The sequence below is a fragment of the Clostridium sp. CM042 genome, assembly GCF_055080995.1.
Map to the genome: position 1 here is coordinate 2,947,546 of NZ_CM143646.1, position 26,360 is coordinate 2,973,905.

The window sequence follows — 26,360 nt, forward strand, 5'->3', positions numbered from 1 at the left end:
AGGATGATTATGTAATCTTAGCGTATAAATAAAAGAGGTGAGGAACAAATGAGATTTATAAATAGAAAACTGTCTCCAGAAATACTGGTTGGGCTGATTGGTGCGTTACTACTAAGTTTAATTACTAGTTGTTTCTTATATTTTGATAAAAACATATATATTGGGATATTAGTAGTATTATTATTGAGCTTTATATTATTAATACTTATGAAGTTTAAGATCCAGAATTTGATAGTAGCATTGTTCTTTTTTTGTATACCGCTTTTTATGGATTATGAATTTAAGAGAATAAGTAATGATTATCATATGATCACAAGACCATATTATGTATTTAATGTTATTCAATTGTTTGTGTTGGCGTTTTTAATTTTAATTATTAACAATAGAAAAAAATTAAGGCTGCAAATAGATATAATTCTGCTTTTCTTATTTAATATTATATGTTTTTCAAGCTCTATTTATTCAGTAAATTTTAAAGCGGCAATATTTGATTCCTTAAGATACTTGCAGATGACTATAATATATATATATATTTCGCAGATTTGTGATCTAAAACTTTATAAGAATATAATAATAAAAGCTTTGGTAGGTAGCATATGTATTCAATTCTTAATTGGGATAATACAAATTGTCATTGGAGGGCCTGTTGGACTTGGATTTTTAGGAGAATCATCAAACGTATTTAGAGAAAACACAGTAGGATTGGAAAAAGGTATGAGTGGAACTTTAGAGCATCCAGGACCATTGGGATTTTATGGATGTATGATATTGGGGTTATTGTTGTTTGATAAAACAATAAATAAAAAAGTAAGAATGATTGGTTTAATATGTTCAACATTAACAATATTGTTAACATTCGGAAGAACAACAATTGCTTTTATGATATTAATGTATATAATTTATTTTTTTACAGAGATAAGGAAAATAACACTAAAGGAAACATTAGTCTTATGGTGTGCACTTCTGCTTTTTATCATCATTTTAGCTGTCACTGAAAAAGAGATAGTAATCCTTGTGAATAGATTTGTAAACTCAGACATATCACAGCAAGTAAATAATAGAGATCAACATAATGAGCTTGCAATTTTTTATATTAAACAAAATCCTATTTGGGGAGCTGGTATTAATAATTATTTGGATTTAACGTATAGAGATTTTCCGGGTATATTTTATACTAATTTCTTTTTGAATAATCCAATCCATAATGGATTCCTGTTATATTTTGTTGAAATTGGAGCGGTGGGATTAAGTATTTTTATCAGTATACTAGTTAATACTTTTAAGCATTGCTATAAGTTTAGTAAAGAAAATAGAAGTGAAAATAATAAAGTTATGATAGGATTAGCCTTAAATCTAGTATACTATTGTATATATAGTGCGCAAGGGTGGGGAGGGCTAAAAATAAGAAGTTTTATTATGTTAATTATAACAATAGCCTTTATTAATCAATACTATTACAAGTTTAGGTCGGAAAAGTTTGGGGGTAATTAATTGAACAGAGTTGAAGATAAAATACCGTTACACAGAAATAGACAAGCCTTTGTGCAACTAATAACAATGATACTGTTAACAATAATTACACAAGCGGTAATATTGATAAAAGCTTCAATGGTAGCATCTACTTTTGGGACTACAGTTCAGATGGATTCATTTAATTTTGCTAATAGTATTGGAACCTTTACATTTAGCTTTATCGGAGCTGGAGTTACAACTGTACTAATTCCAGCTATTATAAGTAAAAAGGATAGCAAATCAATAAATAATTTTATAACTGTTTTATATGGTGTAGCATTATTATGTGTATTCTTTATATTTATAGGAAAAAGGTATATAATTTCATCATTTAGTTCAGGGTCTTTAGAGTTTATTGAAATTACGTGCAATATTATGCTAATAACATTAGTGAGTCAATTTTTTAATACTTTTTTGGGTGTAACTAATGCTGTATTTCAATGTAATGGAAAATTTAATATTCCCAAATATATAACTTTAGGAACAACATCATTATTAATGTTACTAGTATTAATTAATAAAAATTTGACAATATATGAGTACGCCTTTTACATACTTATTACTATGGGTATAAATGTAGTAATACAATATTATCTCGCACATAAATCAGGATTTAGATATATACCAATTATAGACTTTAAGGATAAGGAATTAAGCAGAATGTTGAAAATATTTTTACCTACAATGTTTAGTTCCGGGGTATATCAAATATCACTATTAATAGATTCAATGATTTCATCAGGATTAGGTCAAGGTCAAATATCAATACTTAGTTATTCTAACACAATTATGTCAATGATTAACATGTTACTGGTTGGTAATGTTATGATATATATATATCCTAAAATTACAAAGCAGATAGATGAAGATAATGGTCAGAAAGGTTTATTTGATTATTTAACATTGTTTAATGCGATTATGTGCTTAATGGTAGTGGGGTTTGTAATTGTAGGTAAAGAAGGAATAGAGTTATTATATCAAAGAGGACAATTTAATAATTCTATTACAAACATGGTTTATATTTGTTCATTTATTTATATTATTGGAATGCCTATAAATGTTATGAGAGATGTTATATACAGATACTTTTATGCAAAAGGTAATACTAAAGCTACATTTAAGAATAGTTTTTCTGCGAGTATAGTAAATGTTATCGTAAGCATTATTTTATCAAAGTTCATCGGGGTCTATGGTGTTGTTTTAGGAACAGTTATTGCTTCTATTTTTTCATTGACTTCTATACTTATAAGATTTAGGAAACAATATGGTTTTTATATTGATAAACAATATGTAATTATAGAAAATCTTAAAATTATCTTAGTATGCATAATAACAATAGGATTAATGATGTTGCTAAAAAACTATTTTTTAATTAATCAGCCTATAGTAGTAATATTTTTTTATGGTATTATTATTATTTTATTATATATATTATTGCTATGGATGCTTAGAAGTAAAGTAATAAATATAAAATTGTAGAAGTATGTTGTAGAATTATTAATATATAAACACTAAAAATTTATCATGGAGCAAGTGAGTCACAGTTGTTCACTTGATTTCCTACAACTATTAATTTTACCACTTGAGTTTTTGAGTATGCAATACTATACTAACACCAGATTGTCAATGGGTCTGGGAAAAGCCAAATTTGCAAGATATTAAATATGAATATTTTAGTATTTGATAGATTATTGGCCATGAATGATGAGTAACGTTTACGTTTGTCCTATGTGAAAAGTTTACTACAAATATCATAAGGCTCCGTACCTACTCGACAAACTTAAGAATTAATATATTTATTGTTTAAAGAAGATTGTTTTGTTTAAGTATTTACTAACTATTCGTCTGGACATACTGATTTTATAACAATTGTTTTTATTGAATATTTATTGCTGTGAATATCTCTTACATCATTTATTAACTTATCTTTTCTCGTAAATTTTTCTTAGTGTTGTTTTTGTAAAGAGTTTTTTAATTATTATAAACGCTATTAACTATTCATAGCAATAATTTATTAAATACGCTGATATTTAGATATAATAGGCTACAAATTTTACTTTTTTCAAGACCGTCATGCGAAAAAAATGTATAATGTAACACTCATATTTAATCTAAATTAGTGCGCTTATTATTAGATTTATAATCATAAGTAAATTCAAAAAATAAGGGGATTGACTATTTATGAAAACTTTTTTTAAAAAATTTTTTTTTTGTTTTATCATGCTTTCTTTAGCAATTCTTTTACTATGCTCAGTAATTTATTTATTTTATAGATCTAATTCCAGCATTAGTTTTGATGGCTCAACTTATGGTGTTGATAATAGTAGCGGAAGGAAAGCTTATGCCTTTAAAAATTTAGAAGGTGAAAAAGGTTCCATCAGAAATAGGAAGAGTAATATGCGTAAGTACTATTTAAGTAATAAGGGTAATGATAATAATGATGGAAGCATCACTTCCCCTTGGGCATCTTTGAGCAAAATAAGTTCGTTATTACCTGATGATTACGTATATTTGAGATGTGGAGATACTTTTTATGGAAATATTATTCCACCTTCTTTAGTACCAATTAGTTCGAAAGTAACAATAAGTTCATATGGAATAGGTAAAAAACCAGTAGTATCTTTATATAAAATGTTAAATATATCAACATCATGGATACAAGACTCAACAAATGTGTGGAAAATTGATTTGTCGGATGTTAGTAAATTTACCGGAAACATTACATCTATCAATGTAAACATTGGATTTTTAAAGGTTGATAATGTTATAAAACCATTTAAAAAATGGTCAAAAACAGAATTATCAAAACAGTGGGATTTTTATTCAGATAATGCACAATATTTATACGTGTACTCAGCCCAAAATCCAACGTCTTTAGCCAATGATATAAAAGTTGCTCCGAAAGGGAATATAGTTAAACTGAAAAACTCGATTAAAATTGTGAATTTGGAATTATGTGGTAGTGGTGGGCATGGGGTTGATGGCACTCCTAGTAATGCATATGTTGGCAATTGCAATATACATGAAATTGGTGGTTCAATCTTGAAAGGAACAACCCGGTATGGAAATGGAATTCAGCTTTGGAGTTCTGCAAAGGACACATTGGTTGAGCATAATAATATATATGGTTGCTATGATGTAGCTTTCACAATGCAAGGTCCAATAGGATGGAATGGATTCACAAATATAAAATATAGTAATAATATAGATTGGGACAATAACCAATCTTTTGAAGTGTGGACGAAAGGCTCATTGGCTAATACGGGGTTTTTCAATTGTATTTATAAAGATAACATATCTATTAATGCTGGGTATGGATGGAGTTATTCAGTAAGACCTGATAAAAATTCTGCGTCGTCATTATACATACAAATGATGGAAGCTCCTAGTAATGATATAACTGTTACAAATAATATATTCTATAATCCTAGACAGGGAATTATATGTTCAAATGTTATTTTAAATGGAGATGTTCCCAATGGATATAAAGTACATGACAACTACATATTTTTAAAACAAGCTCATTTTATAAAGAACTGGAAAGCATATATTTCTTTTCTTTTTTTTATATGTTCTATTGGATGCTTGTTGTGTAATAAAAAGAGAAAGAGTTATAAATAAAGTAATACTTACATCTTCAGCTTCATAAGTAGTACCATTTGCTAAAATTAACACACAGATTTAACCTGTTTGTTTCTAACTGAAATGGATTATCAGTAGTATCTGGTATGGTTGTTTTTACTATAGGACTGTATGACTTGCCTGAATTCTTAAACACATCGCCTTCGGTAATGTCTAATATTTGTAACATGGTCGCATTGTATTTAAAATTTACTGGTACCACATAAAGATTATTTATATTACACAATTCACATAAATGTTAAGGTTTGGTCAATTACTATGGAACTATTAACTAAAAGCTAAAAAATTATAGGTAAAGGTGCAGCATTGACTTTTATGCTATATATATTTGTAATTATTGCCTCTTTCTAATTGGTAAATCCCCAGACATTGTAAATATCAATTGTGGCTTTGGTAGTAGTCCCGTGGTTTTGACAGCCTTTAGAGAAAAACTAATTCTTTATATTTTTAGTTGTATAAATCAAACAAATGAATGGGTATATAAAGGATGATGATAAATATTTAACTAATAGTACTGATACTGTTAAAAAATTCTACGCTACTATTTTCGAGTTCAAAACTCCATATATTTATGAATTATATGATATATGGCGACCGTTTAATGAATAGAAACGGCGTTGGCACAAGATTTTAAAATTATTAGTGACAACCATGTTGAGTAAATTGATTTTGATGTTTTGGTATCTTAGAGTTGCGACAGGCACATCTTAGGCGCATGATCTTGTTGAAGTTGTAAGTGTACAAGATGGAACTAGCATTATAATGGGTTTATTCTAGCCGATTGAATGCTATTAAATTTATAAAGAAAAATTGTAAGAATTTTTCCTAGTGTTTATAATAAAGATAAGTGGGGAGTTGATTTTATGCGTGGATTCACAATAATAACATCAAGAATAAAGAAAAAATATATTATATCATATAGCCACATATCTTTATTAGACATGTGTTATATTGTATTTATAAAAATAACAAGGCTAATAAGAGGATATATTAAAAAAATTTGGTTCAAAAAAAGTGGCAAATTAATGTTCATTGGCAAAAGAACTAATATAAAACATAGAAGACATATAATAATTGGGAATAATGGCACAATAAATGATTACGTTGAAATAAATGCAGAATCGCAAAATAGTGTTGTAATGGGAGATAATATTACTATAGGGAAGTATTCTATAATAAAATGTACAGGCCATTACAAAAATGCCAAGACAGGTATAAAAATTGGAAATAACTTTGGTTGTGGTGATTTTTGCTATTTTGGTTGTGCTGGTGGGATTAGTATTGGTAATGATGTAATAATGGGACAAAATATTAGATTTCATGCCCAAAATCATAATTTCGATAGAATAGATATTCCAATCAGAGAACAAGGTACTACTCAAAAAGGGATTACAATAGAAGACGATTGTTGGATTGGGGGAGGAACAGTAGTTTTAGATGGTGTTACCGTAGGCACAGGCTCGGTAATTGGGGCAAATTCTCTTGTGAATAAAGACATAGAACCTTATAGCGTAGCAGTAGGCAACCCTATTAGAATAATTAAAAAGCGAACATAGAGTTAGTACACAATAGGGAAATAGAACTAAACCGCTAAAAACGGTTGCAGACGAGTGATATTTGCGTTAATTTAAATTTTTTCTTAAATAGCAAGGCGGACCTCCAGTCCACCAAAGTCCACCGAGGGGTTGTGAACGAATTGTGAACAACGTCGAGCGAAAGCTAGGCGAAGAAGGGGCATCTGATGCGAATTAAGCAGATGTAAAGTTGGGTTGAAGAGTTGAGAGATTTGGAGAATAATAGAAACAAAAAAACTTGGCGGTAGCCACGTGGGGAGACCACCGAAATATAATAAAGGGGATTTTTGTAATGAAAGTTAGAAAAGCCATTATACCAGCAGCGGGACTCGGAACAAGGTTTTTACCAGCGACAAAGGCACAACCTAAAGAAATGTTACCTATAGTTGATAAGCCTACAATGCAATATATTATAGAGGAAGCTGTTGCATCTGGTATAGAAGAAATATTAATTATTACAGGAAGAAATAAAAGGTCTATTGAAGATCACTTTGATAAATCGGTAGAATTAGAGCTAGAACTAGAAAACAAACATAAGGATGACCTTCTTAAACAGGTTAGAAATATATCAAACATGGTAAATATACACTTTATAAGACAAAAGGAACCTAAAGGACTTGGACATGCTATTAATTGTGCAAGAGCCTTTGTAGGTAATGAACCTTTTGCCGTTATGCTAGGCGATGATATAGTTGATGCGGCTACTCCATGCTTAAAGCAACTTATAGATTGTTTTGAATAAAAAAAAGTGTCAATTTTAGGGGTTCAAGAAGTAGCTGTGGAAAATGTAAATAAATATGGCATAGCTGATGGAATTAAAATTAGTGATAGAGTATACAAGGTAAATAACCTTGTTGAAAAACCACAAGTAGATTTAGCACCATCAAATGTAGCTATACTTGGTAGATACATAATAACACCTGATATATTTGATATATTAGATAATACGAAGCTTGGCAAAGGCGGAGAAATTCAGTTAACTGATGCACTAAAGACATTAAGTTCACAACAAGATATGTATGCATATATATTTGAAGGAAGAAGATATGATGTAGGTGATAAATTAGGATTTCTTGAGGCTACAGTAGAATTTGCTTTAAAAAGAGATGATTTAAAAGTTCCATTCATGAAGTATCTTCAGACTTTAAAAAATGATCATAACTTTAATGATTTATACGAAGAAATAGCTTGCAGTAATGAAAAGTAGTTAGTAACAAAGTTATATACATAAAATAGATAGAGGAGGAGTTATTGGTGTTTAATTTTATAGAAACTAAGATAAGCGGTGTATACATAATTGAGCCTAAAGTTTTTGGTGATAATAGAGGATATTTTATAGAGACTTACAATAAGAATGATTTTTTTGAAGCTGGGCTTACAATGGAGTTTGTTCAAGATAATGAATCAAAGTCTAAAAAAGGTGTTTTAAGAGGGCTTCATTTTCAGACTAAACATACTCAAGGTAAATTGGTTCGTGTTACGCAGGGGAAAGTATTTGATGTAGCTGTAGATTTAAGAAAGGGTTCATCCACCTTTGGAAAATGGGAAGGAGTAATTCTTACAGACGAAAATAAGAAGCAGTTTTATGTTCCAGAAGGATTTGCTCATGGGTTTTTAGTTATGTCAGATGTGGCCGTATTTAATTATAAGTGTACAGATTACTATGCACCTAAATATGATAGTGGATTATTATGGAATGATGAAGATGTAGCTGTAGAATGGCCTTTAGATGGTATAGAGGAAATTCTATTGTCAGATAAAGATAAAATACAAAAGCAACTAAAAGATTTAGAAATACCATTTGAATATAAAGGGGTGTAATTATTATGAAAACTTATTTAGTAACAGGTGGGGCCGGATTTATAGGTTCAAATTTTGTGCATTATATGTTAAATAAATATTCAGATATAAAAATTATAAATTTAGATAAATTAACTTATGCAGGTAATTTAGAAAATTTAAAAACTATAGAAAAGAATCCAAATTATAAATTTGTTCAAGGGGATATATGCGACAAGGAATTAGCAGAAAAATTATTTGAAGAAAATGATATTGATTATGTTGTAAATTTTGCAGCAGAATCACATGTAGATAGAAGTATAAAGGAACCAGAGATATTTGTTAAGACTAATGTCTTAGGTACAGTAAACATTTTAAATGCAGCTAAAAATGCATGGGAAGTACCAGGTGGCTTTAAAAAAGGTAAGAAGCTTATGCAGGTATCTACAGATGAAGTATATGGATCACTAGGTGAAACAGGATTCTTCCTCGAAAATACACCACTAGACCCGCATAGTCCATATTCTTCAAGTAAAACAGGTGCAGATTTAATGGTAAAAGCATACTCAGATACATATAAAATGCCTGTAAACATAACTAGATGCTCAAATAATTATGGACCATTCCAATTCCCGGAAAAATTGATACCATTACTAATAAATAACTGCTTAAGTCATAAAGATTTACCAGTATACGGTGATGGAATGAATATAAGAGATTGGTTATACGTTGAAGACCACTGCAAAGCTATAGATATGGTTATAAATGATGGCAGGGTAGGCGAAGTTTATAATGTAGGTGGACATAACGAAAGAACTAATATGCAAATAGTTAAAACGGTTATAAGTTATTTAAATGAAAATGTGGATAGTGAAATAACAGAAAAACTAATAAGCTATGTTGAGGATAGAAAGGGTCATGACATGAGATACGGAATAGATCCAACTAAGATAAAAGATGAGTTAGGGTGGTATCCAGAAACTACCTTTGAGGTAGGGATAAAGAAGACAATAAAATGGAATTTGGACAATAAAAAGTGGATGGATAATATTACTACAGGCGAGTATCAAAATTATTATAACAATATGTATGAAAAATAATTAATAAAAATAATACTCTTAGGGATTGTAAAATGGATCCTATGTCAAGGACATTTAAAAAAGACTATGCAACTAAAAGTTGATTTCTGTATTGTACAGGAGTCAACTTTTTTAATCCCCATTGATATCTATAGTTGTTATAATAATCCATATAATTATCAATTAGATTCTGTAAATCAGTAAATGTATCACAACTTTTATAGTCAATCTCATCCTTCATATGACCAAAAAATGATTCTTGTGGGGCATTGTCCCAACAGTTTCCTCTTCTAGACATTGACTGTCCAAGTTTATATTTTTTAAGTAGTTTTTGAAATTTGGGACTGGTATAATGAGCCCCTTGATCAGAATGTATAAACGATTCTGAAGTCAATAATTTCTTATGACGTCTAATTAATCTTTCAATCGTTTCCGTTGCAATATCTAATGTAATGCGCTTAGACAGGTGGTATGAAAGTATTTCGTTTGTAGAAGCATCTTTAATTGTTGATAAATAAGCCATACAAGAAGCTCCATATGGCATATAAGTGATATCCGTTAACAAAACCTTTCCAGCTATGTCCTGTTTGAATTTTCTATTTAAAAGATTTGGTACAACAGTATGTTCTCGAGTTGCTTTCATCATCCTACGATAAGGATTTGCTTTCCTAATTGGACATTTGATATTATATTTACGCATAATTCTTTGAATACATTTTCTATTAATAATTAAATTGAACTCTTGCTCGAGTACCATCTTAATAGAACGTGAACCCTTCTTGTAACCCCTATGTTCAAATGCCTTAAGAACTATTTTCCTTAATTGTAAATCTCTTTGTTCTCGAATATTACGTGTAGATTCTGATTTTAGGTAATTATAATAACCTGATCTTGATACTCCAATTACACCACATAGATGTCTAATCATATTTTTATATTTAGATTTAGAGAGAATGTTCTGAATAAGTGCAAAAATTGAAGAGATCCTTAAACTACCGTTTTTCACCTGCCTTTCTTGCAGCTCGATTTTTTTTAATAGTTCTGCTTCTGCCTTCCAGTATTCAATCTCAGCATCTTTTCTTGTGATTATTTCTTCTAGGGTTAATTCACGTTTAAGTGGGCGTCCACTGCTGAATTTTCTAGTATCTCTAAGGCCTAATTCGCCAGATTCCTTATAAGCCTTGCGCCACCTCTTACTAGAAGACTTGATTCTAGTATTACCAAGTGTTTCTATATCGAACCCTGCATCTTGAAAAATCTGAGACGATAATTTCCCCATTATATGCTCAGCTACAAATAAGGATTTGAACTCATCTGTATATGTAATTCCTTTTTCACTAACTCGTTTAATATATCTGTTTTTTGAGAGCGCTAAAATTTGTTCATTAGTAAATACTTTTTTACTCATAATGCTCACAACCTTTCTAATTTAATTGTACAAAAAAAAATCCCATATGAATAGACTTTTTTAGTGTCTATCATATAGGATCCATTTTATTGTACTCTGAGAGTTTTATTTTAAGCGCATATCACAAGAGATAATGGGAGTATTGTTTTAATTATAAAAAATAACGAGATATAAAGAGGAGAATGAATTATGAAGATATTAATTACAGGAGCTAATGGTCAGCTAGGTCGCGAACTCGCTAACCAATATAAAGAGAAAAAAGGCATTGATTTAATACTTACGGATGTATCAGATTTAGATATAGCAAACATAAACGAAGTAGTGTAACATGCAATGATTTTGAACAAGAAAATATTAAGAAATATTCTGAGGCAAACTATTATAAATTAAGTATTGGAGGATTATTAGATTGAAGAAAGAAATCATATTAGCAGTAATAAGTGCAGCAGCTGCTGTTATATTATCTGGTTACAATAAATGGAAAGAACGAGCAGTAAAAGAAATAAGTTTAAAAGAAGAGAAGTATATAAATTTTTTAGTAGCATTAATTGAAAATAGAGCTAATGTAGGAAAGATACAAGAACTTGCAAATACTTTGCAAATAATTAATTTGATTGGGAATTCAGAAGTTGTTAGAACGACGAAAGAATTTGTAAAAATAATGACGTCAGCAAACAATGAGGTGACAAAATCGCAAGATGAGTTATACAAAGATATGGTTATGGCAATGAGATGTGATTTATATGGGTCTAAGGTTAATAAAAATTATCCTGACAAATTATCATTAGTTATTTTTAAATAGCAGACAGAAATTGTTCGCTAAATTTTCAATCCTTTTAATGTGATCTGGACAGTAGCCTAAGAAATGAATAAAACAGTAGCAACAAAGTTAAGAATGAATTAGGCATGAAGTCTAAATATTAGCAAGTCGACCTGAAGGTCCGCCAAGTACCCCCGGGCGAAGTGAACAAACTACGCGTAGTCTAGGCGAAAATGGAACATTTGATGCAAGTGCGACCTTAATTACAGCATAATACCCTCGTAGTAGAGTGGACACTGCTGTAAACCTGTAATTGTTATTTGCAGGTAACTAATATTTTCAAGACCAGCATGAGAGCCTAATATCTTATGGATACTGAGTCTGACTAAGACTCCTGCCAGCTTTGCAGTAATGTAATGTTGCGAAGCATAGGTGAAGACGGAGACACTGGCAGTAATGCCACACTTCGGGTTCAGTCATATATGGTTATAATTTCCTTGTATTTAAATTTCGTAACAAATAAGCCCTATCCCTAGTTCAGATGGGAGGGTATAAAAAAATTTTTTACCTCAATGTATTTTCGTGTGTGCAGAAGGGGAACAACCTTATGGTGGTTGGAGAATACGTGTGAGACGTATCCAGGTAAGAACTGAAAAGAACGGAATGGTAAGATTAAAAGATAAAGGAAGCAAAATATTATTCATACATGTAGAAGTACAAAGCTATAGTAGTGAACGTGAAGTTTTTGGAGAAAGAATGTTTAGGTATTTTTATAGGATATGGGATAAATTTAGGTATAAAAATAACGATGAGTTAGAAATAGTGGCTGCAGCAATATATACTTACAAAGGTGAGCGAGGAAAAGATAAAAGATATGTTTATAACTTACCTGAGATAAAAAGTGAAATATTAATATATAACTTTAAAACTATTGATGTAGGAAAAATTAATGACAATAACCCATTGAAATTGGTTTTTAAAATGGCAAAAAGTTTATTAAAAACAGGTGTAAGAGATTAAGACATATATGAGGCAAAAATAAAATTAGCAGAAGAATTAAAAAGTTATGATAAAGTTAAAAATAATGATCAAATTAAGCATTAGTAGATTTTTTAGAATACTTATTTTTAATTAAAGATCCGGAGTTAGAAAAGAAATATGAAGAATATAAAAAGGAAAATGGAAGTGCATTTAAATTGAGTATAGATGAGATTAGAAAGTTACACTACAAGGAAGAGGGAAGAGAAGAAGTAGAAATGAAAAAAGCTATAGAAATAGCTAAGAAGCTTTTACGTAAAGGTGTATCTATCAATATAATTGTAGAGAGTACTGACTTAACAATAGAAGAAGTAGAAAATATTAAGAAAGAAGTAGATAATTAGCCTACTTATAGTAACAAGGCGTCTCCATAGCCATCTTGATGGTATAATATTAAGTATATTACAGATATAAGTATTTGAAATTTAAGATTAGGTTATACAAGATATAATTAGGAGGATAAAAAATGAGTGCATATGATAAGGATTTTGAAAAAGAATTTCCACTGGAAATAGCTAATAAGATTGTGTTAATGTTAAATAACGTTACAGGTGAAAATGTTAATTTTATGAGTGATGGTGGTGTAATTATAGCAACCATGCAACTTAATAGACTAGGTACAATTCATGAAGGTGCAAAGAAAATAATGGCAGGAGAAGTAGGCGAATTAGCAATTACTAGTGAAGATGCACAAAAGCTTAAGGGTGTATTGCCAGGCTATAATGGGGTTGTAATGTATAATGAAAAGAGATTGGGATGTATCGGCTTATCTGGGGATCCTTATAGTATGAAACCACTTCAAAAATTAGCAGAGATTATAACTAGAGAAGAGTATTTAAAATATTTAGATTCTATAACTAAAGAAAAAACTATTATAAAAATCACAGAAGAGATAGCTCAAATGACATCTACTATTGAAGCAATTTCCTCAAGTAGTATAGAAAGTTTAAATCATTCGAAAACTATTGAAAACATGGCTAATGAATCAGAAAAGTATTTAGAAGATATTAATAATGTTTTGAAAACTATTAATGATATTACAAAGCAAGTAAAACTTTTAGGGCTAAATGCTTCAATTGAATCAGCTAGAGTTGGGGAAGCTGGGAGAGGTTTTGGGGTTGTTGCTAAAGAGATGGGAAAATTGTCTGTGAGTTCATCTAATTCATTAAAAGATATGAACATTATTTTAAATGATGTTAAGAGTTCTATTATCAATATTGCAGAGGGAATAAGAAATAACACAAAAATTATAAATGAACAATCTACCGCTCTGCAGCATATTAGTAGTGGGATTTTAGGAATACAAGAAGAAATGGAAAGGCTATCTTAAACCAATATAAAAGCTTAGATCCATGCTAACTTGAATCTAAAAACTAATAATAGCTTAAATGTATAAGATCCTCAAAGTCCTTTCCATATAGAAAAACAAAAGTTTTAGGGACATATATGAACACTAATTTTCTATCATCTTTTACTTCGGGTGTAACAACTACGGACCACTTTGAAGCATCACCATGTTCTGAAACATTTGTATTAACTCCACTATCGGCATAAGGTGTAAAATGGGTAGCACTTTTAGGGACCCAAAAGAATACACGGTAATGGGGCCAGTGATCCTTTCCTATAATATAATCATAATGTTGTGTTCCTCGGTTCTCATTTGACGTTTCATTATCTAGTGTTATATTTGTAGCAATAGCATTTTGGATATTAGTTAGAGGTAGAAAACTATAAAATAACAATGTTATCAACGACAACATTATTATTAGTAATGAATTTTTTTTATAAGCCAATAGTAACATCTCCATAATTTCTCATAATCTATCTTTAGTATTCTACAAAAGTCATTCTTATATTCAGAAAAAAATATAGTGCCCTCACAGGCACTATATTTTTAAGCCACATCAAGTGTACTAGTATCAGTAGTAATTACTTTAGCATCTTTCTTGCCAGTTAAGCTACCACTCGCTGATGCAAAATTGTTCTTTGTAATAACTAAATCCATAATCAAAACATAATCTAGTCATTAACATAATCATCCTTATTTAACAACATTTCATTTTGTTTTCATTGAATATATATGCTTCTACTATACTTTGTGCGGAGTTATTAGATATAAAGCTTGAGAGAGAGTTATACATAGTAGTAGCGAGCATCTCGGGGTGTGAAATTTTCCAGCTGGAGGCTGCTGATATTCATATAACTACGAATATAAAGCATATAATTTTAATAGGTTATATAGAAAGGATTTCAATTCATTGTATAGATACAGAAGGGGGTTATAAAAATGTTTAAGAATGTAATAGTTAAGAAACCTTGCAGTAGTATAATCGATGGTATTTCTGGTGCTGATTTAGGTAGGCCTAATTTTAAAGTAGCTATGAAGCAACATGAAGTGTACATTGAAACATTAAAAAAATGTGGAGTAGAAGTTACAGTGCTTGAGGCTGATGAAAAGTATCCTGATTCTTGTTTTATAGAAGATGTGGCACTTTTAACAAAAAAATGCGCCATAATAACAAGACCTGGCGCACGTTCAAGAAGAGGTGAGATAGTAGGGTTAAGAGAAACACTAGAGAAATTTTATGAAAACATAGAAAAGATTGAAGAACCTGGAACTATAGAGGCTGGGGACATTATGATGGTGGGGAATCATTTTTATATTGGGTTATCTGCAAGGACTAATGAAGATGGAGCAAATCAAATGATTAATATACTAAAAAAATATGATTTAGAAGGATCTGTGGTGACCCTTGAAAAGGTATTACATTTAAAAACTGGACTTTCTTACCTCGAAAACAACAATTTATTAGTTGCAGGAGAGTTTGCTAATAGTCCAATTTTCAGTTCCTTTAATAAAATTAAAATAGATGAAAAGGAAAGTTATTCTGCAAATTGTATTTGGGTTAACGGCCATGTTCTTGTACCAGCAGGTTATGAAAATACAAGAAAAGCTATTGAAAATTTAGGTTACAATGTGCACGTAGTTGATACATCTGAGTTTAGAAAAATAGATGGTGGGCTTAGCTGTTTGTCTCTAAGATTTTAACAACATTTCAGAAGGAAGGTACTCTGCTTGGGGGATAAAGAATTCTAAATATAAAAAAACTCTCCGAATAGGAGAGTTTTTTTATATAATAAATTTATTTATAAAATCATCAACTACAAGAATAGTATCAAATTTATTAATATTCTTTATATTTATTTTAACTTTTTCATTGCTGAAAATTAAAGTTTTGTTTGTTTTGGAGTTTGTTTCTTCTTTAATTAAATAGCCTGTAATATAGTGGCTGTTTTTAATATAGCTATGGAGATATATGCTTTCTTCATATAAATCGATTACAATAATGTCGTGATTAATCACATCAATTGCTTTTTTTATTTCTCCATCAATAATAGTATATTTTCGTAAAGAGGTTAAACTTCCATTCGGCGTATATCCCTTATATAAGAAATAACTATTTTCTACCTCATTGGTAAATCCATCAGAGATTATTAAGCTTAATTTACTGTCAAGTTTTTTTAAATAATCATTGCTAAGTAAATATGATTCAATGTTTTTGCAATCTTTAAGTTGTTTGTTAACTTTAGAAGTAAAAAGAAATTTTTTTAAAAAATCAAATTTTGCATACTGATATACAGTTTGTTCACTCACATTAATTCGCCCCTATCATTCATATTATGCAAAATTATAAAAAAATTTTACTTTAAAATTGCATAAAATTCTATATATATTTATATATCAACTTATTTCTCATATAAAGATATATTTTCCAAGTATTATTATTATACAATTGACATAATTTTATGTCAATCAATTTTGCGACCCTTAAGGAGATAATTCGAATTTAATTACTTTCCATAACCTAAAAAAACTAGATTCATGTGTTTCGAGCTAAAAGGAGTCTAAAAGAACTACCTAAGAGCCGAACAATTGCTTTAACAAAGCTTTTGTACGGCTCTTATTTTTTTATTCAAAGTGCCGGATGATTGCTAAGGCTATAACAGGAATTGGAAGTGGAACTTATAACAATGAACGTAGAGAAACACATAGACACAATTCATTAGAGAAGAAGAAGGACAAGGGTTTCAATTTGAAGATAAGAGTGCTAAAAATAAAGAGAGTGGAGCAACAGAGGAAGTAATGGAAAAATTCAAATACCTTATATTCAAGGAAGCTTCAAGGTATCACGTTCCAGGTTACGAACTAGAAGATTTAGTACAGCATGGTTACCTTTCTGTTATAAAAGCCATAGCTATGTATAAGCTAGGCAGCAACAGTTTTAATGGTTATTGCATAAATGCTATAAAATTGAACTTCAAAGCCCTTCTAAAAGGGCAGATAAAACATCCCATATATATATAATAATCAAAATATTGTAGAAATTTTACAATATTTTATTGTTTTATATTAAAAAAATTATCCAACCAATGCCTAGTAGCAACTAGCAAGTAGGCCAATGGGCAACCCACCGAAGCAACTATGGCTACGTCAAGATGAGGAACAAATGAAAAACAGATTAGGTAATAGAGGTGATAACACTGCAGTATTTGTCGATATTTGCAATGCGAAAATTAAAGGATTACGACAAGTAGTAGGGAAGTAGATAAAATTGGTATATTAATAAGGGATAATTGTATATGAGTAATATGACAGTAGCGGTTACACATTATTAATAATTTCCTGCGGAGCTGTAGTCATTTCCAGCAGAACTGTCATCATCTCTTGCAGAGCTGTAACAAAAATAAGAATTACATAATTAGTCTTACAAGAGTACGAATTCGAATAAATTAACAAATTTAGGGGGATATGACAAGTGAAACAAAAAACTAGAACTGAAATGAGAAAGAAAACGAAAATGAGAACGAGAATAGTAGTAATAACAGCATTAACAGCGGTGTTAGGGTTAAGTACTAGTGCATGGGCAATTGCAAGTAAAGCGAAAGAACCAGTTAAAAGCGAGGTTTCTCTTTCAAGCCAAAAGAAAGTAAGCGAAGTAAAGCTTACAGCATCAGTTGCTAAGCCAACTAGTACAAAGGCAACAATTAGTAAGAAACAGTTGATATCTAAAGAGAAAATCGATGAACTAGTTATTGAAAAGGCTAAAAAGGACAAATTAGCCAAGGAAGCAGAGGTGCTAGCAGAGCAAGCAGAGATTGCTAGACTGGAAAAAATAGCAGTAGATAAAGCTGAAAAAGGAGAAGCAGATAAATCAAAAGCTAGCAAATTGGCGCAAGTAGCTGCAAATAAAGCTAAACAAGAAGAAATTGATAGGGTAGCCGCTGAGATGGCAGATCCGTCTAAACAAGCTAGAATAGCAGAAAATTACAAAATAGCGAAAGCATCATTTGATAGAGCAGAAAAAGTAAAGGCTGATAACTTAGCTAAAATAGAATTGGACAGGCTTGCTAAGGTAGAGACAGATAGAATAGCTAAAGTGAAAACCGATAGCATAGCCAAAGCAGAAACCGATAGGATAGCCAAAGTAAAGATAGATGAAATAGCTAAAAAAGCAGAAGGTAATATAACTAATGGAGGTAGTACAACTAAAGAAAAAGCGGATAAGATTGCTAAAATAGAGGCAGATAGAATAGCTAAAATAAAAGCAGATAAATTAACTAGAATAGAAGTAGATAGATTAAATAAAATAGAAGCAGACAGGTTGGCTAAAAAAGAAGCAGAAAGACTTGCTAAAATAGAAGCGGATAGAATTGAGGCAGCGAAAGGAACAAATCAAACAGCGCTTGAAGCTAGGTTTGCAAACTATTTAAACTCTTCAGCTAATGTTACTAATGTACTAAACAGGGCTGTGGCATTACATGGTGGAAATACTTTGAATAATTGCGTTTATTTCTCAAGCGAAGTAATGAGAAGAATGGGGATATCGGTTCCACTAGGAACATGTAATACAAGGCAGTATTTAAGTTACCTAAATGCAAATGGATGGGAGTCTAATTGGAATATTAAAAAGCTTAGACCGGGAAGTATTTGTTTTACAACTAATGACGGCACCGGATATCCAACACATACATTTGTATTTATGGGATGGGCTGATAGTAATTATACTTTGGCGTATGTTGCAGATAACCAAGGCAACCAGGTTCATGTACGAAATATGGGTGCAACTTATTCCACAGATAAGTTTGCCTACTTTATGCATAATTAATGAAATAATTTGAATAAGTAAAAGAGGAGAGAATAATTATAATTATTCTCTTCTCTTTTATTTAATTTTTAACGACATTTCAGAAGGAAAGTCTCCCACTTCTATAAGTAGAGGCACATACTATAACAAAATAAAAATCCAATAAAAGTGTAAACCTCCTTTTGAAGCCGTTAATATTGCAGCACTGCAGGTGATGATTTAAGAGCAATTATAGAAGAGCCACTATAGTATTTAGGTATTTAGTGCAAAAGCTAAGAAAAGAGGATATAATAGGGGGGTGATACAGCTTGGATATGATATAGAAAATGATGTAAATGTTATTGAATTTGTTATATAATAAAAAAAGGAAACATTTTGTAAATAATATGATATACTGAATTATAAATAAAAATAAATTAAAATGTATTAAATTGTATTAAATTGTATGTTGAATAAATTATTTAATTACATATGGAAAGTTAGAAAAAACAAACATATTCCACTACATATAGGCAATAAAGTTGTAAAAAATGTCGTATTTGCTTGACGAATGTACTGAATTATTAAATTTTAAATTTGATGTAAAAATTTTGAAATTATTTAATGAAATTGTGTAACTTTGTAGAAATTAGTAAAATAGAAATTTTAGATATTGTTATAAATTTGCGGAGGTAGTAAGTAATATGATTTTGCATGCTATAAAAAGGGGGGGCAATGTTAATGCAGCAATTAGAAAGAGATTCAACAGTTAAACAGGTTGAAATAGCTCGGGAGTATGAAAAAAATGCAGGATATTTTATAGTTAAAAGAATAATTGATATCATAGGTGCTTTATGTGGAATTTTATTGCTGAGTCCGGTGATGATTGTTGTTGCCATTTGGATTAAATTAGATTCTAAAGGACCTGTTTTTTTTGCGCAGAATAGAGTCGGACAAGATGGTAAGGGATTTAAGATGTATAAGTTTAGGTCTATGTGTTCAGATGCAGAAGGTCTTCTTGACAAGCTTCGCGAAAAAAATGAAATGTCAGGACCTATGTTTAAGATAAAAGAAGACCCAAGAATAACTAAAATAGGGAAATTCATAAGAAATACAAGTATAGATGAGTTACCCCAGCTTTTTAATATATTAAATGGCCAAATGTCAATCGTAGGACCAAGACCAAGTCTGCCTAAGGAAGTAGCACAGTTTAACTCATTTCAAAAACAACGATTAATTGCAAAACCAGGTTTAACTTGCTATTGGCAGGTTAGGGGTAGAAGTAATGTTAGTTTTCAAGAATGGATGGAAATGGATATTGAGTACTTAGAGAATAGGAATACATTAGTAGATATAGGTCTTATCTTCAAAACGGTGGGAGTGCTGTTTGGGGATGAGGGCGCGAGGTAGGATTGACTCTTAATTAAAAGTTGAGAGTTTTAGTGATATAACAAGGGGATTTTACTTTAATAAATTAGTAGGGAGAGGGAATAAATATGTTATGTGCGTTAATAATGGCAGGCGGGAAAGGAACTAGATTTTGGCCCTTGTCTACTGAAGAAAAACCAAAACAGTTTTTGAAACTTGTTGGTGAAGATACAATGATTCAAATGAGTGTGAAAAGATTAGAAAATCTTATTCCTATAGAAAGAATATTTGTAGTAACAGGCATTCGGTATATGGACTTAATTAAGGAGCAACTACCTAATTTGCCAAATAGAAACATTATAATTGAACCAGTAGGGAAAAACACAGCACCGTGTATAGCGCTTTCAGCTTTTCATATTAATAAAATATATGAAGATGCTACAATAGCTGTATTACCATCAGATCATATTATAAAAGATGAAGAAAGATTTTTGAAAATTTTAAATTCTGCTGATAAATTTGTGGATGAAAATAACGAAGCAATAGTTACAATAGGTATGAAACCAGATAGACCTGAAACGGGATATGGATATATAAATTACAGCCATATGCATTGTGAGATAAATGGATATGAAGTGCGATATGTAAAAAGATTTGTAGAAAAACCAGACTTGAATAAGGCTGTAGAGTATTTAAAAGATGGAAATTATCTTTGGAATGGTGGAATGTTTATTTGGAAGGCTGCCAATATTTTAAGACTTACAAGACAGTATTTGAAATATACTTTTGAAGTGCTAAGTGAAATAGCAGCTACCAGTGAAGAGGATTATAACAGAGTATTAGAAGAAAAATACAATGATGTAGAAAGTATATCTGTAGATTTTGGTATTATGGAGAAAGCAAAAGGTATATATGTTATTCCAGGAGATTTTGGATGGGATGATGTGGGAAGTTGGGAAGCTGTTGAAAGATATAGGGAGAAAGATTGCGATAATAATGTTTGCATGGGTAATGTACATAAATTTGATTGTAGCAATAACATTATTATAAGCAATGGTAAACCTATAGTTATATCAGGACTTCAAGACATATTTGTGGTTGAAAGTGATGATATGATATTTGTTGGTAAAAAAGATGGGATGGAGAGTATAAGAGAGTTAAAAGCGAGGATTTAATAAGGAGGAACATTATGAAAGGTATTATTTTGGCTGGGGGATCTGGAACAAGACTGTATCCAGTAACTAAATCGGTGTCGAAACAAATATTACCTGTATATGATAAACCGATGATATACTATCCATTATCGGTTTTAATGCTTGCGGGGATAAGAGATATATTAATAATATCAACTCTAAGAGACATTGGATGTTTTAAGGAATTATTGGGCAATGGAAGTGAAATAGGAATTAATATACAATATGCAATTCAAAAAGAACCAAGAGGACTTGCAGAAGCGTTTATAATTGGTGAAGAGTTTATTGGACAAGACAAAGTAGCTTTGGTACTTGGCGATAATATATTTTATGGATATGGCTTTTCAGAAAGACTTAAGAAAGCTGTTGAAAGAGAAGAAGCTACTATATTTGGATACCACGTTAGTAATCCGAAAGAATTTGGAGTAGTAGAATTTGATGAAAACAATAATGTTATGTCTATAGAGGAAAAACCAAAGAATCCAAAGTCAAATTATGCTGTGCCAGGGCTTTATTTTTATGATAATGATGTAGTAGAAATAGCTAAGAATGTTAAGCCATCTGGTAGAGGAGAAATTGAAATAACAGCTGTAAATAATGAATATTTAAAAAGAGGAAAATTAAAAGTGGAATTATTCGGAAGAGGAATGGCTTGGCTTGACACGGGAACGCATAGAGGATTACTAGATGCATCAAATTTTGTTGAAGCTATTCAAACAAGGCAAGGATTATATGTAGCTTGTATTGAAGAAATAGCCTACAGAAAAGGGTATATCAATGGAGAGCAATTAGAGAAGCTAGCGGAACCTCTTTTAAAAACAGAGTATGGACAATATCTACACAATACAATTCAGTTAGAAAAAAATATTATGCTACCTAAATAACTAGCAGCAACATTAGAGTAGGCATATGCTCTTTTATTTGTATAACTTGTTTAAAGTGGAGAAAATTATTATGTCTAAATTCAAATTTATAGAAACTAAAGTAAAAGATTTATATATAATTGAACCTCAGGTTTTTGGAGATCATAGAGGGTATTTTATGGAAAGTTTGAAGTAGGAATAAAGAAGACAATAAAATGGAATTTAGATAATAAGCAGTAGATGGATAATATCACTACAGGTGAGTACCAAAATTATTACAACAATATGTATGAAAAATAATTAATAAAAATAATACGCTTAGGATTCAATTCTAGGAGGTTTATACCTTATACAGATATATATATAAAGGAGAAAGTTGAGTATATGAAAATAAAAATAGCAGTTGTAGTAGTTACATATAATAGAAAAGAGTTGTTAATGGAGGCACTCAATAGCCTTATTAATCAAACATATAAGTTAGAAAAAATTATAATTATTGATAATTCATCAAATGATGGAACGGATAAGTATATATTAGAACAGGGATTTTTAGCTTTAGATAATATAAGTTATATAAAATTAAACGAAAACACGGGGGGATCGGGTGGATTTTATACAGGAATTAGCAATGCATTAAAAGAGGACGTCGATTGGATAGCCTTATCAGATGATGACGCAATTTACGAAAAAGATTTTTTTAGTATTATAGCAAAAAATATTGAAATACATAGAGATATAAAATCATTTACTGGTACTGTAATAACCGAAAACAAAATAGATGTAACTCATAGAAGAAGGATAATCAATAACATAAAATTAACACAAAAAAATATATCTAAAGAAGAGTATGGTGAAGAATATTTATATGTAGATACGTTTAGTTTTGTTGGATGTGTAATAAGTAAAGAAATAATTCAATCAATAGGGTTACCGGACAAAGAATATTTTATATGGTTTGATGATACTGAGTATAGTCTTAGAGTTAGAAATAAAACAAACATTTTAAATATAAATAAAGCTATTATTAACCACAAGACAAAATTAAGTTCAGATGATTTATCATACAAACCAAATTGGAAGGAATTTTACGGCCGTAGAAATCAATCTTTTATGATTTTAAAGCATAGTCAAAATAAAATTATTGCTTATATATATATAATATTTACAAGTTTCAAAAATATTGTAGGCACATTGCTAAAAGATAAATATAAAAGTTATAAAATATATAGGACAAAACTAATAATTGATGCTTTAAGTTCAGTTTTATTAAATAAAAAAGGTAAGAATACAAAATATTTACCGTGATAAATAGCATCAAATTTGACAAAATGTAAATTTCAATATATTTGAGTAAGAAAAAATTAATGTTAAATATTAAATTAATAATTATAAGTATTTAAATTTAAACTAGGAGGGATGCAAGTATGAAAAAATATGATTATTTAATAGTGGGTGCAGGTATTTTTGGATCAATATTTGCACATGAAGCTACTAAAAGAGGTAAAAGATGTTTAGTTATAGACAAAAGAAACCACATTGCAGGAAACATATATTGTAAACAGGTTGAAGGAATAAATGTACACGAATATGGCGCACACATATTCCATGCTAGTAATAAAGAAGTTTGGGACTATATAAATACTTTTGCTGAATTTAATAGATATACAAATTCACCAATTGCTATTTATAAGGATGAACTTTATAATCTCCCATTTAATATGAATACATTTAATAAGTTATGGGGTGTGAAAACTCCAACAGAAGCTAAAGCTAAGATACAAGAACAATTAGAACAAAGTGATATTGGACAACCTAAAAACTTAGAAGAGCAAGCAATAAAACTTGTAGGTAAAGATATTTATCAAAAGTTAATTAAAGGGTACACAGAAAAGCAATGGGGAACTAAAGCAACAGAGCTTCCAGCATTTATTATAAATAGACTTCCTGTAAGATTTACTTATGATAATAATTATTTTAATGATAAGTATCAAGGTATACCGATAGGCGGATATACTAAGATTATTGAAAAAATGCTGGAAGGTATTGAAGTAAGGCTTAATGCGAATTATTTCAAAAATAGAGAAGAGTTAGAAGGTCTTGCAGAAAAAACAGTGTTTACTGGTATGATAGATGAATTTTATGAATATAAATTTGGAACTTTAGAATATAGAAGTTTAAAATTTGAACATGAAATATTAGATGAAGAAAATCATCAGGGAAATGCAGTTGTCAATTATACAGAGTATGAAGTGCCATATACAAGAATAATAGAGCATAAGCATTTTGAATATGGTACTCAACCTAAAACTGTAATAACTAAAGAATATCCAGCAAAATGGAATAAAGGTGATGAACCTTATTATCCTATGAATAATGAAAGAAATAATGCTATATATAGTAAGTATAAAGAACTAGCGGATAAAGAAACTAATGTGATTTTTGGTGGAAGACTAGCTGAGTATAAGTATTATGATATGCATAATGTGATAGAACAGGCTTTAAAATATGTTGAAAAAGAGCTATAAAGATGAGTAAAAGTTTAGCAAAGAATGTTATGTATAATTTATTACTTCAAATAGTAACGTTATTTATGCCATTAATAACAGTTCCGTATGTATCGAGAATATTAGGTAAAGAAGGAATTGGAGTATATAGTTATACCTTTTCTATCGTTCAATATTTTATAATTCTAGGTACTCTTGGCGTTTCTATGTATGGAAATAGACAAATTGCATATGTAAGAGATGATAAAGAAAAAATGTCAAAGAACTTTTGGTCAATAACCTTTCTGAAAGTAATAACAACAAGTATTGCTTTTTTAGTTTACATAGCTGCTTTTGGGTTTAACAAGGAATATGGTAATATTTACTTGATACAAGCCATTAACATTATAGCAGCTATGGTTGATATATCCTGGTTATACATGGGATTAGAAGATTTTAAGAAAACTGTTACTAGAAATATTATAGTAAAGATAGTTGGAGTAGCATGTATTTTTATATTTGTAAAAAGCTATGATGATTTGAATAAATATATAATCATAAATGGTATTATGATGTTGCTTGGAAATTTAGTAATGTGGATGTATGTTCCTAGAATAGTTTTAAAGGTAAAAGTAAAGTTTTCAGATATTAGAGAACATATTATACCAGCATTACAATTATTTATACCTCAAATTGCTATACAAGTATATGCAGTATTAGATAAAACAATGCTTGGAACATTAGCTAATACTGGAGAGGTTGGACTTTATGAGCAATCTGAAAAAATAATTAAGTTGGTATTGGGATTAGTAACTTCACTGGGGGTGGTTATGCTTCCTAGAATGAGTAATACTTTTGCCAATGGTGACAATAAGAAAATGAATGTGTACCTAAATAAGAGCTTGCAAGGGGTCGCATATGTATCTATTCCAATGGCGGTTGGATTAGTAGGAATATCAAAGGAATTTGTTCCATGGTTTTTTGGACCGGACTTTGGAGCTGTTTCATATTTAATGATTATTTTAGCCCCAATTCTGTTCTTTATAGCAATTAGCAATGTTTTCGGAATTCAATATTTATTACCAACAAATAGGACTAAGGAGTTCACAGCATCTGTAACTATGGGGGCAATAATTAATGTGATATTAAACTTAATTTTGATTCCAAAATACAAAGCAGTTGGCACTTGTATAGCGACGGTAATTGCAGAAATTGGTGTTACCTTAGTTCAATATATGGCTTTAAGAAAGATCATTGAAAAGAAGACATTTTTTTTAAGTACAATAAAATATATTATAGCATCAACAATAATGTTTATTATAGTTAGAATTATAGGGAATTACATGGGTGCAAAAATTATAACAACAATAGTACAAGGTATAGTGGGTGCATTTATTTATGTGTTGACTTTAGGTGTTCTTAAAGAAAAAATCAATTTAATTATAGTGGAATTTTTAATGTTAAAAGTAAAAAAAGATAGAGAGTTATAGTAGTGAAAGTTTTTTAAATTTTTAAAGTATACATAAGGTAATTGTG

At 30.1% G+C, this 26,360-nt stretch carries 25 protein-coding genes and 4 pseudogenes; 24 read left to right on the top strand and 5 right to left on the bottom strand.

Going from position 1 to position 26,360, the window contains the following annotated elements; translation table 11 throughout:
• Positions 1–48 precede the first annotated feature (48 nt).
• The 3 genes from ACWJJ7_RS14085 to ACWJJ7_RS14095 all read left to right on the top strand — a co-directional run bounded on the left by ACWJJ7_RS14085 (position 49) and on the right by ACWJJ7_RS14095 (position 5,133).
• Positions 49–1,491 (top strand): O-antigen ligase family protein, encoded by a 1,443-nt coding sequence (locus ACWJJ7_RS14085; RefSeq protein ID WP_462962641.1) that lies wholly within the window; start codon positions 49–51, stop codon positions 1,489–1,491.
• Entirely contained in the window at positions 1,492–2,991 is a 1,500-nt protein-coding gene (gene murJ / locus ACWJJ7_RS14090; RefSeq protein WP_462962642.1) for a murein biosynthesis integral membrane protein MurJ, read from the top strand.
• Between the two features lie 702 nt (positions 2,992–3,693).
• Positions 3,694–5,133, top strand: coding sequence for a hypothetical protein (locus tag ACWJJ7_RS14095; protein WP_462962643.1), 1,440 nt, complete (start codon positions 3,694–3,696; stop codon positions 5,131–5,133).
• 22 nt (positions 5,134–5,155) lie between these two features.
• Here ACWJJ7_RS14095 and ACWJJ7_RS14100 read toward each other — a convergent pair whose 3' ends face one another.
• Positions 5,156–5,323: a hypothetical protein gene (locus tag ACWJJ7_RS14100; protein WP_462962644.1), complete on the bottom strand. Its 168-nt coding sequence runs from the start codon at positions 5,321–5,323 to the stop codon at positions 5,156–5,158.
• A gap of 694 nt (positions 5,324–6,017) precedes the next feature.
• Here ACWJJ7_RS14100 and ACWJJ7_RS14105 point away from each other — a divergent pair.
• From ACWJJ7_RS14105 to rfbB, 4 genes and pseudogenes are all read left to right on the top strand, one after another.
• Entirely contained in the window at positions 6,018–6,710 is a 693-nt protein-coding gene (locus tag ACWJJ7_RS14105; RefSeq protein ID WP_462962645.1) for an acyltransferase, read from the top strand.
• 310 nt (positions 6,711–7,020) lie between these two features.
• Positions 7,021–7,935, top strand: a pseudogene (gene galU, locus ACWJJ7_RS14110) (UTP--glucose-1-phosphate uridylyltransferase GalU).
• 47 nt (positions 7,936–7,982) lie between these two features.
• Positions 7,983–8,549, top strand: a complete 567-nt coding sequence (gene rfbC / locus ACWJJ7_RS14115) for a dTDP-4-dehydrorhamnose 3,5-epimerase (RefSeq protein WP_462962646.1) — start codon at positions 7,983–7,985, stop codon at positions 8,547–8,549.
• Between the two features lie 5 nt (positions 8,550–8,554).
• Positions 8,555–9,607 (top strand): dTDP-glucose 4,6-dehydratase, encoded by a 1,053-nt coding sequence (rfbB, locus tag ACWJJ7_RS14120; protein WP_462962647.1) that lies wholly within the window; start codon positions 8,555–8,557, stop codon positions 9,605–9,607.
• A gap of 64 nt (positions 9,608–9,671) precedes the next feature.
• On the opposite strand, the gene ACWJJ7_RS14125 is transcribed toward rfbB, so the two are convergent.
• The gene (locus tag ACWJJ7_RS14125) at positions 9,672–10,994 is read right to left on the bottom strand and encodes an IS3 family transposase (protein ID WP_462961899.1); all 1,323 of its coding nucleotides are present in this window, start codon (positions 10,992–10,994) and stop codon (positions 9,672–9,674) included.
• A 189-nt stretch (positions 10,995–11,183) separates the two neighbouring features.
• Here ACWJJ7_RS14125 and ACWJJ7_RS14130 point away from each other — a divergent pair, with 189 nt between their 5' ends.
• The 5 genes from ACWJJ7_RS14130 (at position 11,184) to ACWJJ7_RS14150 (ending at position 14,122) form a co-directional block, all read left to right on the top strand.
• The gene (locus ACWJJ7_RS14130; protein WP_462962648.1) at positions 11,184–11,321 is read left to right on the top strand and encodes a sugar nucleotide-binding protein; all 138 of its coding nucleotides are present in this window, start codon (positions 11,184–11,186) and stop codon (positions 11,319–11,321) included.
• A gap of 82 nt (positions 11,322–11,403) precedes the next feature.
• Positions 11,404–11,796 carry a hypothetical protein gene (locus tag ACWJJ7_RS14135; protein ID WP_462962649.1) on the top strand — a complete coding sequence of 131 codons (393 nt, stop codon included), beginning with the start codon at positions 11,404–11,406 and terminating at the stop codon, positions 11,794–11,796.
• 585 nt (positions 11,797–12,381) lie between these two features.
• Positions 12,382–12,774 (top strand): Rpn family recombination-promoting nuclease/putative transposase, encoded by a 393-nt coding sequence (locus ACWJJ7_RS14140; RefSeq protein ID WP_462962650.1) that lies wholly within the window; start codon positions 12,382–12,384, stop codon positions 12,772–12,774.
• A 176-nt stretch (positions 12,775–12,950) separates the two neighbouring features.
• Positions 12,951–13,136, top strand: a complete 186-nt coding sequence (locus ACWJJ7_RS14145; RefSeq protein WP_462962651.1) for a hypothetical protein — start codon at positions 12,951–12,953, stop codon at positions 13,134–13,136.
• Positions 13,137–13,258: 122 nt separating this feature from the next.
• On the top strand, positions 13,259–14,122 hold the full coding sequence (locus tag ACWJJ7_RS14150) for a sugar diacid recognition domain-containing protein (protein WP_462962652.1): 864 nt from the start codon (positions 13,259–13,261) through the stop codon (positions 14,120–14,122).
• 43 nt (positions 14,123–14,165) lie between these two features.
• On the opposite strand, the gene ACWJJ7_RS14155 is transcribed toward ACWJJ7_RS14150, so the two are convergent.
• Complete coding sequence (locus ACWJJ7_RS14155; protein ID WP_462962653.1) at positions 14,166–14,585, bottom strand: hypothetical protein; 420 nt, start codon at positions 14,583–14,585, stop codon at positions 14,166–14,168.
• A gap of 101 nt (positions 14,586–14,686) precedes the next feature.
• Complete coding sequence (locus ACWJJ7_RS14160) at positions 14,687–14,797, bottom strand: DUF2922 family protein (protein ID WP_462962654.1); 111 nt, start codon at positions 14,795–14,797, stop codon at positions 14,687–14,689.
• A gap of 282 nt (positions 14,798–15,079) precedes the next feature.
• On the opposite strand from ACWJJ7_RS14160, the gene ACWJJ7_RS14165 reads away from it, so the two are divergent.
• Positions 15,080–15,841: a dimethylarginine dimethylaminohydrolase family protein gene (locus tag ACWJJ7_RS14165; RefSeq protein ID WP_462962655.1), complete on the top strand. Its 762-nt coding sequence runs from the start codon at positions 15,080–15,082 to the stop codon at positions 15,839–15,841.
• 81 nt (positions 15,842–15,922) lie between these two features.
• On the opposite strand, the gene ACWJJ7_RS14170 is transcribed toward ACWJJ7_RS14165, so the two are convergent.
• Positions 15,923–16,447 carry a hypothetical protein gene (locus ACWJJ7_RS14170; protein ID WP_462962656.1) on the bottom strand — a complete coding sequence of 175 codons (525 nt, stop codon included), beginning with the start codon at positions 16,445–16,447 and terminating at the stop codon, positions 15,923–15,925.
• Between the two features lie 331 nt (positions 16,448–16,778).
• Here ACWJJ7_RS14170 and ACWJJ7_RS14175 point away from each other — a divergent pair, with 331 nt between their 5' ends.
• From ACWJJ7_RS14175 to ACWJJ7_RS14225, 11 genes and pseudogenes are all read left to right on the top strand, one after another.
• A complete protein-coding gene (locus tag ACWJJ7_RS14175) occupies positions 16,779–16,937 on the top strand; it encodes a hypothetical protein (protein WP_462962657.1) in 159 nt (52 codons plus the stop codon).
• A pseudogene (locus ACWJJ7_RS14180) lies at positions 16,937–17,143 on the top strand (sigma factor); the annotation flags it as partial. The gene ACWJJ7_RS14175 and the pseudogene ACWJJ7_RS14180, both read left to right, overlap by 1 nt.
• 466 nt (positions 17,144–17,609) lie before the next feature.
• A complete protein-coding gene (locus tag ACWJJ7_RS14185) occupies positions 17,610–18,959 on the top strand; it encodes a hypothetical protein (RefSeq protein ID WP_462962658.1) in 1,350 nt (449 codons plus the stop codon).
• Between the two features lie 699 nt (positions 18,960–19,658).
• The gene (locus ACWJJ7_RS14190; protein ID WP_462962659.1) at positions 19,659–20,327 is read left to right on the top strand and encodes a sugar transferase; all 669 of its coding nucleotides are present in this window, start codon (positions 19,659–19,661) and stop codon (positions 20,325–20,327) included.
• A gap of 86 nt (positions 20,328–20,413) precedes the next feature.
• A complete protein-coding gene (locus ACWJJ7_RS14195) occupies positions 20,414–21,460 on the top strand; it encodes a mannose-1-phosphate guanylyltransferase (RefSeq protein ID WP_462962660.1) in 1,047 nt (348 codons plus the stop codon).
• 14 nt (positions 21,461–21,474) lie between these two features.
• The gene (gene rfbA, locus ACWJJ7_RS14200) at positions 21,475–22,362 is read left to right on the top strand and encodes a glucose-1-phosphate thymidylyltransferase RfbA (protein WP_462962661.1); all 888 of its coding nucleotides are present in this window, start codon (positions 21,475–21,477) and stop codon (positions 22,360–22,362) included.
• A 70-nt stretch (positions 22,363–22,432) separates the two neighbouring features.
• Positions 22,433–22,528: pseudogene (locus ACWJJ7_RS14205) on the top strand (dTDP-4-dehydrorhamnose 3,5-epimerase); the annotation flags it as partial.
• Positions 22,528–22,641, top strand: a pseudogene (locus tag ACWJJ7_RS14210) (dTDP-glucose 4,6-dehydratase); the annotation flags it as partial. The pseudogenes ACWJJ7_RS14205 and ACWJJ7_RS14210, both read left to right, overlap by 1 nt.
• An 84-nt stretch (positions 22,642–22,725) precedes the next feature.
• A complete protein-coding gene (locus ACWJJ7_RS14215) occupies positions 22,726–23,646 on the top strand; it encodes a glycosyltransferase (protein WP_462962662.1) in 921 nt (306 codons plus the stop codon).
• 119 nt (positions 23,647–23,765) lie between these two features.
• On the top strand, positions 23,766–24,866 hold the full coding sequence (gene glf, locus ACWJJ7_RS14220; RefSeq protein WP_462962663.1) for a UDP-galactopyranose mutase: 1,101 nt from the start codon (positions 23,766–23,768) through the stop codon (positions 24,864–24,866).
• Between the two features lie 2 nt (positions 24,867–24,868).
• A complete protein-coding gene (locus ACWJJ7_RS14225; RefSeq protein WP_462962664.1) occupies positions 24,869–26,314 on the top strand; it encodes a flippase in 1,446 nt (481 codons plus the stop codon).
• The last annotated feature ends 46 nt before the right edge of the window (positions 26,315–26,360 follow it).